Origin of the sequence: Wenyingzhuangia aestuarii (genome assembly GCF_011927765.1) — a bacterium.
Taxonomy (GTDB): Bacteria; Bacteroidota; Bacteroidia; order Flavobacteriales; family Flavobacteriaceae; genus Wenyingzhuangia; species Wenyingzhuangia aestuarii.
Window position 1 is genome coordinate 1 of the sequence record NZ_JAATJG010000010.1, and the last position, 17,286, is coordinate 17,286.

Here is a 17,286-nt window from a genome sequence, read left to right on the forward strand (position 1 = left end):
ATAAGTTTTAAAAGGTCTAAAGTAAGTTCCAATACGAATAAATTTAAACCTCAAAACTAAAACTATCCTAATTCACACACAACTTTTGTGATTGAGCCATTTAAGTATTGTAAACTAAAAAGCCTCATTAAGTATATACTTAATGAGGCTTTTTTATAGATTATAACGTTTTTCTTATTTTAAGAAAGCAGCTAATTTTTCTCTTTCTTCTTCTGCTAAAGCAGCATCTACTAAAATACGACCAGAATATTCATCAATAGTAATTTTCTTACGACTAGCAATTTCAATTTGAACCTGTGGTGGAATGGTAAAGTAAGAACCTCCAGAAGCACCTCTTTCAATAGCAACAACAGCTAAACCGTTTTTAACGCTATTTCTAATTCTTCTGTATGCTACTAATAAGTGATTGTCGATTTTCTCAGCCATCTTATCAGATAATTCCTTTAACTCATTTTGCTCATTTTCAGTTTCCTTTAAAATAGCATCTAATTCAGATTTTTTATGATCTAAATGGCTTTGTTGAGAGTTTAATTTTTCAGTAGTTTTAGCAACTATTTCCTTTTTTTGCTCAATTCTAGCGTACGCTTCTTTAATTCTTTTTTCAGAAAGTTCAATTTCTAATTCTTGAAATTCAGCTTCTTTAGTTAAAGAATCAAATTCACGGTTGTTACGAACAGATTTTTGTTGTTCTGTATATTTTTTAACTAACTCTTTAGATTCGTCAATACTAATTTTTCTATTAGCAACTTCAGTTTGAAAGTTAGTAACATCTTGGTTTAACTTTTCAATACGAGCTGTTAACCCACTAATTTCACTTTCTAAATCTTCTATTTCTAAAGGTAACTCTCCTTGAACGCTTTTGATTTCGTCAATTCTAGAGTCAATTAATTGTAAATTATATAAAGCTCTTAACTTGTCTTCTACAGATACTTCTTGTTTAACTGCCATAATAACTATGAGTAATATATTGGGTTTGTACTTTTATTCGATAAAATGATTGCAAAATTACGAAATTTTTCCTTAAGATAATCAACTAATAAGTTTTTTGTAAATTGTTCACTTTCATAATGTCCAATATCCGTAATTAATAGTTTACCCTCTGCTTTGTAAAACTCATGATACTTAAAATCTGCCGTAATATAAGCATCTGCTCCCTTAGCTATGGCTGCATTAATACCAAAACTACCAGAACCTCCTAACACAGCTACCTTTTGTATATTTTTCTGTAACGGTTTTGAATGTCTAATACATTCTGTATTCATATTTAGTTTTACGTAACTTAAAAAATCGAAGGTATTCAGGGGAGTTTCTAATTCTCCAATCATTCCAATTCCTATATGTTGATTCACATTTTCTAAAGTTGTTATTTCGTATGCAACTTCTTCGTACGGATGTGTTTTGATCAATGCGGAAAGAATTTCACTTTCTAAGTGTTTAGAAAATGTAATCCCTATCTGCGTTTCTTGTTCTTCTTGTAAAACTCCTTTTGTTCCAACAACAGGATTAGAATCATCATTTCCTTTAAAAGTTCCAATACCTTCTGTATTAAAACTACAGTTGCTATAGTTTCCTATACTTCCTGCTCCAGCATTATAAAGTGCTTCTCTAATTTTAGAAGCCTTATCAGTAGGAACAAAAGTAATCAGTTTTTTAATAGTTCCTTTTTGCGGAATTAAGACCTCTTTATTTTTTAGATGTAATACTTCACACATTTTAGCACTAACTCCGTTAAAAGAGTTGTCAAGAGCTGTGTGGGTTGCATAAATAGCAATATCGTTCTTAATGGCTTTCATTACCACTCGTTCTACATAATTAGAACCGTTAAATTTTTTTAATCCAGCAAAAACAATAGGATGAAAACTAACAATTAAATTGCAATTTTCTTTAATAGCTTGGTCTACGGTTTCTTCTAATGTATCTAGGGTTACTAAAACTCCAGTAACCTCTGTAGCATAGTTTCCTACCAAAAGCCCAACGTTGTCAAAATCCTCTGCATAAGCCAAAGGAGCTAATTTTTCTATATAGCTAGTAATATCTTTAATTTTCATACTCAAAAATACAGATTTTGTTCTATTTGTTGTTTGTAGAACGGAATTGTTTTAGTTTTGAATGCACTATTCATTCCTAAATAAGACCATGCGTTTCATTACAATACTAAGAGTTCTTTTATTTCCTTTTTCGGTGCTCTATGGAGTTATTGTATCTGTTAGGAATTTACTGTATGATTTTGGATGGTTGACTGCTACCAAATTTGATCTTCCTTTAATTACAGTAGGTAACCTAAGTGTGGGGGGGACAGGTAAAACTCCTCAAATAGAATATTTAATTCGTTTATTACAAAATAATTATTCGGTAGCCGTTTTAAGTAGAGGTTATAAAAGAAAAAGTAAAGGTTTTGTATTAGGAAATTCTGAATCTACAGTGTTAGATTTAGGTGATGAACCTTTTCAATACCATCAAAAATTTCATAAAATACATGTAGCAGTTGATGGAAATAGGGTGGAAGGAGTTAAACAACTAAAAGTGTTACAACCCAATACCGATGTGGTTTTGTTGGATGATGCTTACCAACACAGAAAAATTAAAGCAGGCTATCAAATTTTATTAAGTTCTTACGATAGCTTATTTTACAATGATTTTATGATGCCTACAGGGAATTTACGTGAATTATGGTGGGGTAAAAATAGAGCAAACAGCATTGTAATAACTAAGTGTCCTGAGCATTTATCAGAAAAAGAGCAAACCAAAATTATAAAAAGGGTTCGTCCGGCTAAGCATCAGCAAGTTTATTTTACCAAAATTGGTTATGGAGCTAATGTTTTAGGTTTTAAAGAAATAGCTTTGAATCAATTTATTGAAAATAAGCTAGTTTTAATTACAGGAATAGCAAAGCCCAAACCTTTAGTAGCTTATTTAGAAAGTTTGGGAGCTACATTTGAGCATTTAGATTTTCCAGATCATCATCATTTTACAGAAGAAGAGTTAACTACTATTAAAGAAAAAGCAAAGCACAGTAAAATAATAACAACAGAAAAGGACTATGTCCGTTTAGAAAACGAAATTTCTGAATTGTATTACTTGCCTATTGAAACTTGTTTTCTAAATCATAAATCAAGTTTTGATCAGCAGATTTTAAATTTTGTGAAAGGGTTATGATCTTTCTTTTGCTGTTAAATTGATAAAACAAGGAGTGATTGTTTTTTTGTCTTCATCTACTTGTAAAAAAGCGGTTCCTAAATCTCCACTTTCCCATTTAACATATTCACTAGAAGTACCAGTTATGTAACATTTTAAATAATGATTTTCTAATTCATCTTGAATGTTCTTAATACTAAGATTTTTAGTCTTTTTTATGAATTTAGAAACTTTAAAAGAGCTTTCTTCTGTAATTGCATTTAGTATCGCTAGTGCATAATTATCTCCATTTTGATGGGTAAAAATAGAACCGTTTTCGTAATGTGTTCTGTATTCTAAAATTTCAACTTGCTCAAAAGCAACATTAGGTTCATCTAATATGGCAATTTTACTAAGGGTATTGTTGATGTAGTTTTCTATTTCTGGTTTCATAATAAAGTAATTTCATAAAAAAAGCTATCTATAAATTTATAGATAGCTTTTTAAGATTGTATAAGTTTTTTAGTAGTTAAAAACTCCAAATTCACTAGAAATCTCTAAAGATTTAGTTCCTTCTGTTTTAGGAGCTTCTACACGACCAATAATTTTAGCATCTACATTAAAAGATTTTGAAATGGCAATAATGTCTTCTGCAATTTCAGCAGGAACGTATACTTCCATTCTGTGCCCCATGTTAAATACTTGATACATTTCTTTCCAGTCTGTACCAGAATTTTCTTGAATCAATTTAAACAATGGTGGTACATCAAACATATTGTCTTTTACAATGTGTAGGTTTTCTACAAAATGTAAAATTTTTGTTTGAGCCCCTCCAGAACAGTGTACCATACCGTGTACTTCTTGTGGTGTATATTTAGCTAAAATAGCTTTAATAATAGGAGCGTAAGTTCTTGTTGGCGATAATACTAATTGACCTGCATCAATAGGAGAACCTTCTACAGGATCTGTTAATTTAGTATTTCCAGAATAGACCAATTCTTCTGGTACAGCTGCATCATAACTTTCAGGATATTTTTCAGCTAAATATTTATGAAACACATCATGTCTAGCAGAAGTTAATCCGTTAGATCCCATTCCTCCATTATAACCTTTTTCGTAAGTAGCTTGACCAAAAGATTCTAGTCCAACAATTACATCACCAGGTTTAATATTGGCATTGTTTACTACATCACTACGTTTCATTCTAGCTGTAACGGTAGAATCTACAATAATAGTTCTTACCAAGTCTCCAACATCGGCAGTTTCACCACCTGTAGAATGAATAGTAACACCAAACTCTTTTAATTCGGTTAGTAACTCTTCTGTTCCATTAATAATTTGAGAAAGAACTTCTCCTGGAATTAAATTCTTATTACGTCCAATAGTTGATGATAACATAATATTATCTGTAGCACCTACACATAATAAATCATCAATATTCATAATTAACGCATCTTGAGCAATTCCTTTCCAAACAGAAATATCTCCTGTTTCTTTCCAATACATATAAGCTAAAGCAGATTTAGTTCCAGCTCCATCGGCATGCATAATCAAACAATAATCATCATCATTTGTTAAGTAATCAGGAACAATTTTACAGAATGCCTTAGGAAATAAACCTTTATCAACATTTTTAATTGCGTTGTGTACATCTTCTTTAGAAGCGGATACTCCACGTTGGCTATATCTTTTACTTACTTCAGAACTCATATATATAGATTAAATATTTTTAATAGATTTTGCAAATTTAGGTATTTGATTTTAGTTAGAAGTGTAAAAACTAAATAACATTAAAACTGCGAAAAATCATAAAGAAAACTGTGTTAAATCTTTGGTGTTGAAAAATTGTTGTTACTACGTAAAAATACGTAGAATTATAATTGTTCAATAGAATAAATATTATATATTTGTGTCCTTTAAGAGATAAAATAAAATTTATTAACATCATATTTAAATTATGGCTAAAATTAAATTAGAGTATATCTGGTTAGACGGATATTTTCCAACTCAAAACTTAAGAAGTAAGACAAAAGTTGAAGAACACGATAACTTTCAAGGAACATTAGAAGAATTAGGAAACTGGTCTTTCGATGGTTCATCTACAAAACAAGCTTCTGGTGGAGCTTCTGATTGTATTTTAAAACCAGTTGCAATTTATCCAGATCCAGCACGTATCAACGGTTATTTAGTTATGACTGAAGTATTAAATGCTGATGGTACTCCACATGAATCTAACGGACGTGCTACAATTGAAGATGATGATAATGATTTCTGGTTCGGATTTGAGCAAGAATACTTTATTATGGATAGCGATACTGATTTACCATTAGGATTCCCAAGAGGTGGTTACCCAGCTCCACAAGGAATGTATTACTGTTCAGTAGGTGGTAGATATACTCACGGTCGTGATTTAGTTGAAGAGCATGCTGATTTATGTATTGAAGCTGGATTAAACTTTGAAGGAATCAACCAAGAGGTTGCATCTGGACAATGGGAATTCCAATTGTTTGCAAAAGGAGCTAAGAAAGCAGGAGATGAAATCTGGATTGCTAGATATTTATTAGATCGTTTAACTGAAGGTCGTGGAATGTACATTGAGTACCACCCAAAACCATTAGGAGATACTGATTGGAATGGATCTGGAATGCACGCTAACTTCTCTAACTCTATTTTAAGAACTTGTGGTTCTAAAGAAAAGTATGCTGAAATTTGTGAAGCTTTCCGTCCAGTAGTAAAAGAGCACATCGATGTTTATGGTGAGCACAACGAACAACGTTTAACTGGTAAGCACGAAACTGCTGCAATCACTGACTTCTCTTGGGGAGTTTCTGATAGAGGAGCATCTATCCGTATTCCAATTATCGCTGTAGAAAAAGGATACAAAGGATGGTTAGAAGACCGTCGTCCATCTTCAAACGGAGATCCATACAAAATTGCTGCACGTATTATTAAAACGGTAAAACCGATTAAATAATTAGAAGCATTCTAATATTTTAAAAGCCCTGCAATTTTTTGCAGGGCTTTTTTTATCGAAATTAATGATTAGTTTTAGCGCATGATTTTATTTTTAGTAGTTGCATTTATTTTGGTATTGGGTATGTATAGCTATAGAAGTTCTACTTCTAAGAAAAGCAAAAGAATTCCTAAAGACTTGCATAATTTGTTGTTAGCAAATGTCTTATTTTATGAAAAGTTAAAAACAGAATCGCAAAGAAAGTTGTTTAGAGAAAGAGTTTACACCTTTTTAAAAGAGACTTATATAGAAGCTGTAGGTTTTAACTTAGAGGATATAGACATTGTTTTAGTAGCTGCAAGTGCTGTAATTCCTGTGTTTTATTTTAAAGATTGGACATATTCAAACTTAGCTACGGTTCTTTTGTATCCAGATTATTTTAACAAAGAGTTAAATTATACAGAAGGAGCTAGAAATATTGGAGGTTTAGTGGGTACAGGAAGATTTAATGATCAAGTGATATTATCTAGAAAAGCCTTACACCACGGTTTTAGTAATAAAACAGATAAGAGTAACACGGGTATTCACGAATTTGTTCATTTGATAGATATGCTTGATGGTGATACAGATGGAATCCCAAGTGTATTATTGTCAAATACCTATCTAATTCCTTGGTTAGATTTAATTCACAAAGGGATGGAAGCTATTAATAATGATCAATCGGATATTAGAGCCTATGGAGGAACAAATCAACAGGAGTTTTTTGCAGTAGCTGCTGAATATTTTTTTGAACGACCAGAACTTTTAAAAGTAAAACATCCTGATTTGTATAAAATGATGGAATTGTGTTTTTTAGGAAAGAAATAAAACGGAATTTTTTTTTTAGTTGTTAACTATAAGGTAATATAATGTTGAATATATCTTTAATCAATTAGTATTTAATTTGTTGGTATGCATAATACCTTAAAAAATATTGATAAAATTGATTTGATAAAAAGAGTCAAAACTTCTGATCAACGGGCTTTTCAAATCTTATACAATTACTATTTTTCAAAAATTTATGCTTTTTTAAATTCGTTAAACTTATCCACATATGCTGATGATGTGGTTCAAGAAACTTTTGTCATTCTTTGGAACAAAAGAGAAGATTTAGATGTAGAAAAATCGTTTGAATCTTATTTGTTTACCATTGCTAAAAACCTAGCATTAAAGTCTTTAAGAAAACAAATTGTTTATCAGTTAGAAGAAAGTACAGAGGCTTTAGAATACAAAAGTTCTTTGGTTGAAAATGATGCTTTTTCAGAGGATTTAGAAAAAACGTACACAACAATATTATCTAAATTACCAGAAAGAGTTAAGAATGTTTTTGAATTAAAACGCATGTATGGTTGGTCTACAGATCAAATAGCAGAACATTTACATATAGCTCCTAAAACTGTAGAAAACCACATGAATCGTGCTTTAACCATTCTAAAGAAAGAAATGAACAGCATGTCTTTGCTAACAATATTGCTTTTTTTTAAACAATTCTAATAACATAGATTTTCTCTTTACTTAACTATTTGTTAACCATTCTCTATTGGGTGTTTTTGTCCATTTCAAGCTATTACTAGTGTAACATAACAGCAGATAGTTTAGATGAAATTGATAGAAGATTATAAAAAGAAAATTGAAAATGGAACTGCTTCTGAAAAAGAATTACAAGCTTTTTGGGAGTTGTTAAATGATTCAAAAAATGAGGAATTAAAAGAATGGTTTCAACAAAAGTGGAGCACCGCAATGGAATCAAATATTATGGAATTGCCTAAACAACAATTGGTTTGGGATAAAATTACCAAAGAATTAGGCTTTGCTTCTGAAAAGAAAAAATTGAAATCCAAAACAAGAAAATTAATTCCGTACAAATATATTGCTGTTGCTTCTATTTTATTGGTTTTGGGAATTACTTACTTATTTCAAAACAATGCTTCAGCATTTGTAACCTTAACAGTTGCTAAAGGAGAGGTTGCTAAAATGTTTGTATTACCAGATAGTACTAAAATTTGGTTGAATAGTGCTTCTACGTTGTCTTATCAAAAAAACTTTACCAATCATAGAAATCTAATATTACAAGGAGAGGCTTATTTTGAAGTTTATAAAAATAAAACAGCTCCTTTTAAGGTGAATTTCTGTGACAATTTATTAAAAGTTACAGGAACTAAATTCAACATCTCTTCTTATAATAATAATGATTTTACGAGTGTACATGTAAAAGAAGGAAGTGTAGAGGTCTACAACAAAAGAGTAGATACTACTTTTTTGACACAAAATAACTTGTTGTTGATTGATAAGTTAAAGAATACTCAAATAAAAAATTCAGTTGATTTTAATGATAGTTTATTATGGAATCAAGAAAAGCTGGTGTTTAAAAAATCAAAATTAGCACAAGTTTTAAAAGTTTTAGAACGTAGATACAATGTAGTTTTTGAGTACAATTCTAAAAAGATTAACACAAGTAGTTTGCTAACCGTTCAGTATAATAATACGATGACCTTAGAAGAAATATTAAAAGGATTACAAATTTTAACCCCAATACGATATGACAAAATAGACGAAAAAACAATCAAGATTTATCAAAACTAAAAAAGAGGAGAGTAATCAGCTTGCCGGCATAGATTTAAACACTCCTCTAAACTTTAATTCAAACACAAATTTATGAAAAATTTTATTTGCCGTAACCAACTATGTTTCTTTATCTCATTTTTATTGAGTTGGACATTTTCGGCACAACAAACGAATCAAAATGATTCAAATACTATTAATGTTAACACAGGAACTTTAGTCTCTATTTTTAAAGACATAGAAAAACAAACTTCTTTTTCTTTTGCCTATAACAATCAAGAAATAGATGAGAATCAGAAAATTCAAATAACTACATCTAAGCAAAAAATAAGTTCATTTTTTAATTTTTTGCAAACTAGTTATCAAATTTCTACCAATATTATTGGAAATGTGGTTTATGTTACAAAACATAAAATCAATCAAAAATCAGTTCCAAATAAAATTACAGGAGTTGTTAAAAACACGGCTGGAGAGCTTTTGTTTGGGGTTACTGTTTTAAACAAAAACACAAATAATGGAGTGATAACAGATTTAGATGGGACTTTTTCTATGATAGGTGTTGATGAAAAATCAGTCTTAGGTTTTTCTCTTATAGGCTATAAATCAGAAGAAATAAATACAGTTTTAGGTAATTTTTATACGGTTGTTTTAGAAGAGGAAAGCAACATATTAAACGAAGTGGTTATTACTGCTTTGGGAATAAAAAGAGAAGAAAAAGCTTTAGGATATGCTGTTCAAAAAGTAGAAGGAACTACTCTAGAAACGGTAAAAGGAGTAGATGTAGCGACTTCGCTTACAGGAAAAGTTTCGGGATTATTGGTGAAAAACAGCACCGAATTTTCAGCAGAACCAGAAATTTCACTTAGGGGAGAAACTCCGTTGTTGGTGATTGATGGAATCCCTTTTGGTAATATGAGTTTAAGAGATGTATCGTCTGATGATATTGAAGAAATTAGCGTGTTAAAAGGGTCTACAGCCGCTGCTTTGTATGGATACAGAGGAGAAAATGGTGCCATTATGGTTACCACCAAAAAAGGAAGTAAAAATCAAGGGATTTCAGTATCGTTAAATTCAGGAGCTATGTTGAGCAGTGGTTTTTTAGCCATTCCAAAAATGCAATCTACCTTTGGACGATTGGTGAACAGTGGTACTAATATATATAATCCTAAGGGACAAGGTTCTTGGGGACCAGAAATGGCTGGACAAAATGTGATTCAGTGGGATCCATTGACAAAATCTTATCAAGAAAAACCTTATTTACCTACAGGAAAAAATAATTTCCAGAATTTTTTAGAACAAGGCTATGTTACTAACAATAGTTTAAGTGTTATCAATCAAGGAGAATTAGGAAGTTTAAGATCATCTGTTACCTGGGTTCAAAACAAAGGACAATATCCAAATTCTATGTTTGATAAAATTACATATAGTTTAGGAGGAGAAATGGAGTTGAATAAATTTAAATTATCAACAAATATGTCTTACAATCATCAAAACTCACCAAACGTTGGTTTTAGTGGGTATACAGGGTACGATCCTATGTACAATTTATTGGTGTGGTCTTCTCCAGATTATGATATTAGGGACTACAAAGATTATTGGTTGGTAGAAAATGAATCTCAAAATAATAGTTATACTTCTACCAACAACAACCCTTATTTTGATAGATATGAAAGAACACATAGCATTAATAGAAATATTTTTAATGCTTCGTTGTTTTTAGAATATGAATTAGCACCTTGGTTAAAAGCATCGCTTAGAACAGGTTTAGATACATACAACAATCAAGAAGAAATTCAGATATCTGTAGGTTCATTACAAGGAGCTGGAGTTTCTACCGTTGTAAAAGGAGGAAGCCAAGTTTGGGGAGAATCTAAAAAAGGTTCTTACAATGTTGGATTGAGCAAAGGAAGCAGTGTTACTAGTGACTTTATTTTATCAGCAAACAAAAAAATAAAAGAGGTGGTTCTTGATGGATTTGTAGGAGGATCTATTTTTTACATGCAAGATGAAGGTATTGAGGCTATGACCAAAGGAGGTTTAAGCATTCCAGGATATTATTCTTTAAACGCATCCGTAAATCCTGCAAGTGTTAAATCTATTTTAAACAAAAGGCAAGTAAATAGTGTGTATGGACGTTTGGCTGCTTCTTGGAGAAATACGTTGTTTGTAGAAGGAACTATAAGAAACGATTGGAGTTCTACTTTACCCTCTTCAAGTCGTTCTTACATGTACCCGTCGGTTTCTACAAGTTTGGTCTTGTCGGAATTGTTACCAAAAACAGATTGGTTGTCTTTTTGGAAAGTTCGTGGTTCTTGGTCAACATCAAAAACACCTCCTGGAATTTATAGTATCAACTCAGTATATAGTGTAACCAATAGTGCATGGGGTGGTTTAAACTCAGCATCATACCCAGCTATTATTCGTGGAACGGATGTGAAACCACAAGGCTCTACAACACATGAAATAGGAACTGTTATAAATTTTTACAAGAGTAGATTTGAGATTGATGCAACTTATTATGAAAAAAGAAGCTACGACTTTTTAAAACAAGCAAATATTAGTTCAGCTTCTGGATTTACGTCTAACTATGTAAATACAGATGAAGAAATTACAAGAAAAGGAGTAGAATTAACTGCTAGTGTAATTCCTGTAAGAACTAAAAATTGGAGATGGGAAATGGCTTTAAACTGGTCTAAATATGCTAGATATTACACCAAGTTAGATGCCGTTTATTCAGTAGATCAACCTTGGGTAAAAAAGGGAGAAAGAGTGGATCATTTTGTGTTGAATGATTTTGAAAAGGATGCTCAAGGAAATGTAGTTTATAGTAACGGATTGCCGGTGTATTCTAAATACAAGTCACTGTATGGATATTCAGACCCGGATGCTATTTGGGGAATGAATACTTCTTTAAAATACAAAAACTTTAGATTAAGTGTTTCTGTTGATGGTCGTATGGGTGGAATTATAGCTTCTACTACCGAGGCTTATATGTGGAGATCTGGGAATCATCCAGAATCTGTGGTGTCAGAGAGGTTTTTAGATGCTAACAATCCAGGAACAAGTAATTACGTTGGAGATGGAGTGATGGTTACTTCAGGAAATGCGACTTATGATAACTACGGAAATATTGTCACAGATGATAGAGTTTTTGCTCCTAATGATGTGGCAGTAACCTACAAAGAATATATCAACAGAGTACATAAAAATTCAGCTTGGGGTGGAAGTCCTTCTACTTTAGATGCCAAAGATGCTACGTTTTTTAAAATTCGAGAATTGTCTCTTACCTATGATTTACCTACAAAAACATCGTCCGTTATTGGAGCTAAAAAAGCATCGGTGTCTTTTATAGGACAGAATTTATTATTGTGGTCAAAAGAATTTAAGTTCTCGGATCCTGATGGAGGAGTTGAAAACTTTTCAGATCCTTCAGTTCGTTATGTAGGACTAAACGTAAAAGCAACATTTTAATTTATTAATGACTAAAAATGTTAAAAATGAACATTCAAAATAAAATATATAGTAGTGTAGTAGCAGTTTTTGTATTGTTACTTACAAGTTGTACAAAGTTTGAAGATATTAACACAAATCCTAATACAACCACAGTGGTAAGTGCTTCTATGTTATGTACAGATGTGGTTTTGCAAGTAGCAGAATTTAACGGAAAAGATGCAAAATCTTACATTTCGGACAATGCCTTGGCAAAATATGTAGGATATGCCAATGAAGGGCAAATGGGAACTCAATACAATAATTTAAGCAATGGGAGTTTTGGTTTAATGACGGTGTTACCAACTGTAGAAAAACTATTAGAATATGCAGAAGGTAGTCCTATGGAAAGTTCTTACAAAGGTGTAGCAAAGTTTGCTAGAGCTTACTTATTTTTCAAATTAACTATGGAAATGGGAGATATTCCTTATAGTGAAACGGGAAATGGAGAGTCTGGAGTTTATAAACCTGCTTATGATGAACAAGAGTTTGTGTTTGAACAAATTTTAGAAGAATTAAAAGAAGCCGATCAGTATTTTGAAAATGGTGTAACTTTTAATGGAGATCCAACTCCATACAACGGAAATCCTGAAAAATGGAGAAAAGCAACCAACGCTTTTGCTTTAAAAGTATTGATGACTTTAAGTAAAAAAGTAGGGAATAGTGTTGTTGATGTAAAAGATAGATTTGCCTCAATTGTATCCGAAGGAAATTTATTAACTGTTACAACAGGTTATTTTGGGTTGGAATATTCAACCTTAAACCCTCATCCTTTATCGGGAACAAAAGATTTATTTACAAGCAAAACCATTTTAAGTGCTTTGTTAGTTGATGAATTAAAGAAATTAAAAGACAGACGTTTGTTTTATTTTGGAGAACCTGCAGGTGCAGAAATAACAGCAGAAATAACAGCAGGAAAAACAGCAGATGATTTTGATGCTTACGTAGGAGTAGATACTTCTGTAGAATATGCGGTAATGAATGCCAATCACAATGCCAATGTGTATTCTTTATTAAATGAAAGATATTTAAAAGAAAATGCTTCGGAACCAAGAATGTTAATCACCTATGCAGAGCAACAATTTATTTTAGCAGAAGGAATTATTAAAGGATGGATTGCTACAGGAGCTGCCCAAGCGTATTATCAACAAGGGGTAAAAAGTATTTTAGAATCATTTATAGGACGTAGTGTGGGAGCAAGCCATGGTGTGGTGATAGATCAAACCTATGTTGATGGGTATTTTACAGGTGATGCTGCTTTTAAAAGTGATGTAGATTCGCAATTAAAACAAATTTGGATGCAACGCTATTTGTTAAATTTTATGCAAGATTCAGAGTCTAGTTATTTTGAATATAGAAGAAATCAATATCCAATATTTCCAATCAATGTCAATACAAGTTTAAATGATAATAATAAGTCTGCTGTTCCTGTAAGATGGTTGTATCCTACTACAGAAACAAGTTACAATCAAGAAAACTTAATAAAAGCCTTAGATCGTCAGTTTGGTGGTTTTGATGAAATTAACCAAGTAATGTGGTTGTTAAAATAAAATTAAATTCAAGTCTGTTTGCCTTACCGCAAACAGACTTGCTCTAAAATTATAATCATGGAGAATAGAAGAAAATTCATTAAAAAATTAGGAATTATCACAGGTTCTTTGCCTTTTGTTGGAGGAATTTCTACGGCTTATGGAGCTGAACTACTTCCTGAAAAAGAAGTATATGTTTCTTTAAGTATTAAAGGAAAGGTAGTAAGCAAAGGGAAAGGGATTAAAAACGTTGTGGTAACCGATGGTCGTACTTTGGTGAAGACAGACAAGCAAGGAAGCTTTACTATTGAAAGTGGGAATGATGTTGAATTTGTTTACATCAGCTTACCTGCGGGCTATGAAATTACTCAATTAGATAATGGATCTGCAAATTATTTTAAAAGAATTGACAAAGTTAAAAAAGAGCAATTTTTTACGTTTGATTTACAGCCTCTTAAAGAATCAGATAAAGAACACCATTTTTTACTGTTGGCAGACCCTCAAATTCAGGATGAATATGAAGCTGAGCAATTGGTTAATACAGCCACTCCAGATTTTATAGCAACTATACAAGAATTGAAACAAAAAAACAGCAATGTATTTGGTATTGGTTGTGGAGATTTGGTTTTTGATCATTTAGAACTGTTTGAGAGTTACAATACATCTGTAAAAAAAATGGAAATTCCATTTTTTCAAGTGATAGGAAATCACGATATGGATTTAGGCAACAGAAGTGATGCTACGACTGCTTTTACGTTTAAAAATCAGTATGGGCCAACATATTATTCTTTTAATAGAGGAGAAGTGCATTATGTGGTTTTAGACGATGTGTTTTTTATTGGAGTAGATAAGCAATATATAGGATATGTAAATGAACAACAATTGGCTTGGTTAGAAAAAGATTTAAGTTTTGTGACACCAGGAACTACTGTAATTGTTTCGTTGCATATTCCAACTTATACAGGAGATGTAGCTCGTTATCCTAAAAACAATCACATGGGTGGAACGGTAAATAACAGGGTACATTTGTATCAATTATTAGCTCCTTATAAAGCTCATATAATGTCGGGTCATACTCATTTTAATGACAATATGATGTTAAACGAAAACTTATACGAACATTGTCATGGTACTGTTTGTGGTGCGTGGTGGAGTGGTCCTATTTGTTTTGATGGTACACCTAGCGGGTATGGAGTGTATTCGGTAAAAGGATCAGAAGTGTCTTGGTATTACAAATCATTAGGGCAAGACAAAACACATCAATTTAGAGTGTATACTGAAGGAGAAAATAAAGAATATTCAGATGCTTGGTCTGTAAATGTTTGGAACTGGGATGTAAATTGGCAAGTAAGATGGTATGAAGATGGAGAGTTAAAAGGAGATATGATTCGTGTTACTACTTTAGATCCTTTAAGTATTCAATTGCATAAAGGTGCAAAATTACCGGAAAGGAGAACTTGGGTAGAACCACATTTAACCGATCACATGTTTGTTTTTAGACCAAACAAACAAACTCAAAATATTTTGGTAGAAGTAGTGGATAGATTTGGTAATAAATACACACAAAAGTTTAAAAAATAAGAAAGAAATATTTAAAACTTAGCTTAAGAACCTCCCTGTAAATTTTTTTTCAATTTTTATCTAGGGAGGTTTGTTTTTATAAAATACCATTTAGTCTTTTTATGTTACTTTTGTTACTGTATACTTTTCTTTAGGTGATTAGATTTGCTATAAGAAAATTATAGAAAATGAAATTAGATATTATTGTAATAGGAGGATTGTCTGCAGGACCATCTGCAGCAGCAAAAGCAAGAAGACAAAACGAGAATGCCAACATAAAAATGTTTGAAAAGTGTAGAAACATTAGCTATGCTACTTGTGGGATTCCTTATGCATTGTCTGGAGTTATTAAAACCAGAGAAAAATTATTAGTGGTAGAGGCTGACTTGCTTAGAGATAGATTTAATATTGATGTACATTTAGAAGAGGAAGTGATTGATATTTTACCTGATGAGCATAAAATAGTGACTACAAAAGCTACTTATAGCTACGATAAGTTAATTTTTACTACCGGAGCTAAAACCATAGTTCCTAAAATTACCAATTTAGAAAGAACTCTCAATTGGTCTCCTTGTAGAACTTTAGAAGATTTTGATAAAATCATGAAAAAAGGAGCAATTGATGAAGCTGAACATATAACCATTATGGGGGCAGGATTGATAGGTGTTGAAGTAGTAGAAAATTTGATTGAGCTAGGTAAAAAAGTAACTTTGATAGAAGGTGGTGATGGTGTGTTGCCTATGTGGAGTTCTAAATATAGAAAGTTTGCTCAAAAAACTTTAGAAGCACATGGAGTAGAGGTAATTACCAATACGTTTGTTAAGGAAGTAGTGGTGGAAGAGGGAAAAATAATAGAAGTGGTAATTCCATCAAAAAATGTTGTAACAGACTTCTTAATTATGAGTGTGGGGATCAAGCCCAATACAGATTTATTGATTGATAAAGGAGCAGATCATATTAGAAATGGGGCTTTAAAGGTAAATGAGAAAATGGAAACTTCTTTACCAGATATTTATGCAGCTGGAGATTGTGCAAGTATTAAAAATACATTAACCAATGAGCATGACTATTTGCCTTTGGGAACACATTCTAACAAAGGAGGAAGAGCTGCAGGAGCCAATGCTGCTGGAGGAAATCAAACTTTTAAAGGAGGATACAAGACAGCTATTATTCAGGTTTTTGAAAACGTATTAGGAAGAACAGGTTTGTCGTCAGAATATTTAGTACAACAGAATATAGATTTTAAGACGAATTTAATTATTACAGGAGCTACACCAGGATATTTTCCAAATCAAAAAGATTTAATAATAGAAACTTATTACGATTCAAATACAGGAAAAATATTTGGATGTGAAGCCTATGGTGAACATGGGGTAGATAAAAGAATAGATGTGATGAGTACGGCTATTTACGGAGGATTAACCATAGATGATTTGACCAATTTAGATTTGGCTTACGCACCACCATTCTCTCCTGCAAAAGATCCAATAGTTGTTGCAGGTTTTGTAAGTTCTAACGCTTTAAATGATGATTATGAAGAAATTTCAGTAGAAGAATTACAGCAAAAAATAAAACAAGAACCTAAAGAAAATTATCAATTAATAGATGTAAGAGCATTGTTAGAAGTTTCTAAAAATGGCAAAATAGACAATAGTACAAATATTCCTTTGGATGAAATTAGAGCTCTTTATTCTACCAACTTAGATAAGTACAAAGAAACAATAGTGTATTGTGCAAAAGGAATGAGAGGTTACTTAGCTTTTTTACAATTAAAATCTAAAGGCTTTAAAAATATTAAAAACCTATCTGGAGGGTATATGGTTTGGGATTTGTTAAATAACAAATCAGTAGTATAAAAAATGAATGATTTATAAAACAAAAAAACCACAACAATTAAGTTGTGGTTTTTGTTGTGGTGCCTCCAGGAATCGAACCAGGGACACAAGGATTTTCAGTCCTTTGCTCTACCAACTGAGCTAAGGCACCATGCTTAACTTAGCGGTTGCAAATCTAAGCTTTTTTATAGATAAACAATGCTTT

The 17,286-nt window shown here is 31.8% G+C and carries 13 protein-coding genes and 1 tRNA gene; 9 read left to right on the forward strand and 5 right to left on the reverse strand.

Features of this window, described 5'->3' with window-relative positions:
* Positions 1-174 precede the first annotated feature (174 nt).
* Both GGR97_RS10255 and GGR97_RS10260 read right to left on the reverse strand, forming a co-directional pair.
* Complete coding sequence (locus GGR97_RS10255) at positions 175-948, reverse strand: zinc ribbon domain-containing protein (RefSeq protein WP_167898429.1); 774 nt, start codon at positions 946-948, stop codon at positions 175-177.
* Between the two features lie 5 nt (positions 949-953).
* Entirely contained in the window at positions 954-2,048 is a 1,095-nt protein-coding gene (locus GGR97_RS10260; RefSeq protein WP_167898430.1) for a Nif3-like dinuclear metal center hexameric protein, read from the reverse strand.
* Positions 2,049-2,136: 88 nt separating this feature from the next.
* Between GGR97_RS10260 and lpxK the strand changes: the two genes are divergently transcribed.
* Positions 2,137-3,156 carry a tetraacyldisaccharide 4'-kinase gene (gene lpxK, locus GGR97_RS10265; protein ID WP_209272359.1) on the forward strand — a complete coding sequence of 340 codons (1,020 nt, stop codon included), beginning with the start codon at positions 2,137-2,139 and terminating at the stop codon, positions 3,154-3,156.
* On the opposite strand, the gene GGR97_RS10270 is transcribed toward lpxK, so the two are convergent.
* Together GGR97_RS10270 and GGR97_RS10275 are read right to left on the reverse strand one after the other, a co-directional pair.
* Positions 3,151-3,567 (reverse strand): hypothetical protein, encoded by a 417-nt coding sequence (locus GGR97_RS10270; protein WP_167898431.1) that lies wholly within the window; start codon positions 3,565-3,567, stop codon positions 3,151-3,153. The two genes, lpxK and GGR97_RS10270, sit on opposite strands and share 6 nt — an antisense overlap.
* Positions 3,568-3,636: 69 nt before the next feature.
* Positions 3,637-4,824, reverse strand: coding sequence for an AIR synthase related protein (locus tag GGR97_RS10275; protein ID WP_167898432.1), 1,188 nt, complete (start codon positions 4,822-4,824; stop codon positions 3,637-3,639).
* Between the two features lie 247 nt (positions 4,825-5,071).
* On the opposite strand from GGR97_RS10275, the gene GGR97_RS10280 reads away from it, so the two are divergent.
* From GGR97_RS10280 to GGR97_RS10315, 8 genes are all read left to right on the forward strand, one after another.
* Complete coding sequence (locus tag GGR97_RS10280) at positions 5,072-6,088, forward strand: glutamine synthetase beta-grasp domain-containing protein (protein WP_167898433.1); 1,017 nt, start codon at positions 5,072-5,074, stop codon at positions 6,086-6,088.
* Positions 6,089-6,169: 81 nt separating this feature from the next.
* A complete protein-coding gene (locus GGR97_RS10285; RefSeq protein ID WP_167898434.1) occupies positions 6,170-6,934 on the forward strand; it encodes a M90 family metallopeptidase in 765 nt (254 codons plus the stop codon).
* Positions 6,935-7,018: 84 nt separating this feature from the next.
* Entirely contained in the window at positions 7,019-7,600 is a 582-nt protein-coding gene (locus GGR97_RS10290) for an RNA polymerase sigma factor (protein ID WP_167898435.1), read from the forward strand.
* Positions 7,601-7,705: 105 nt separating this feature from the next.
* Positions 7,706-8,689: a FecR family protein gene (locus GGR97_RS10295; RefSeq protein WP_167898436.1), complete on the forward strand. Its 984-nt coding sequence runs from the start codon at positions 7,706-7,708 to the stop codon at positions 8,687-8,689.
* Positions 8,690-8,761: 72 nt separating this feature from the next.
* On the forward strand, positions 8,762-12,139 hold the full coding sequence (locus GGR97_RS10300) for a SusC/RagA family TonB-linked outer membrane protein (protein ID WP_167898437.1): 3,378 nt from the start codon (positions 8,762-8,764) through the stop codon (positions 12,137-12,139).
* 26 nt (positions 12,140-12,165) lie between these two features.
* Positions 12,166-13,707, forward strand: coding sequence for a SusD/RagB family nutrient-binding outer membrane lipoprotein (locus GGR97_RS10305; protein ID WP_167898438.1), 1,542 nt, complete (start codon positions 12,166-12,168; stop codon positions 13,705-13,707).
* Between the two features lie 57 nt (positions 13,708-13,764).
* Positions 13,765-15,267 (forward strand): calcineurin-like phosphoesterase C-terminal domain-containing protein, encoded by a 1,503-nt coding sequence (locus tag GGR97_RS10310; protein WP_167898439.1) that lies wholly within the window; start codon positions 13,765-13,767, stop codon positions 15,265-15,267.
* 167 nt (positions 15,268-15,434) lie between these two features.
* Positions 15,435-17,102 carry an FAD-dependent oxidoreductase gene (locus tag GGR97_RS10315; RefSeq protein WP_167898440.1) on the forward strand — a complete coding sequence of 556 codons (1,668 nt, stop codon included), beginning with the start codon at positions 15,435-15,437 and terminating at the stop codon, positions 17,100-17,102.
* 57 nt (positions 17,103-17,159) lie between these two features.
* Here GGR97_RS10315 and GGR97_RS10320 read toward each other — a convergent pair.
* Positions 17,160-17,232: transfer RNA gene (locus GGR97_RS10320), tRNA-Phe, on the reverse strand.
* Positions 17,233-17,286: the final 54 nt, after the last annotated feature.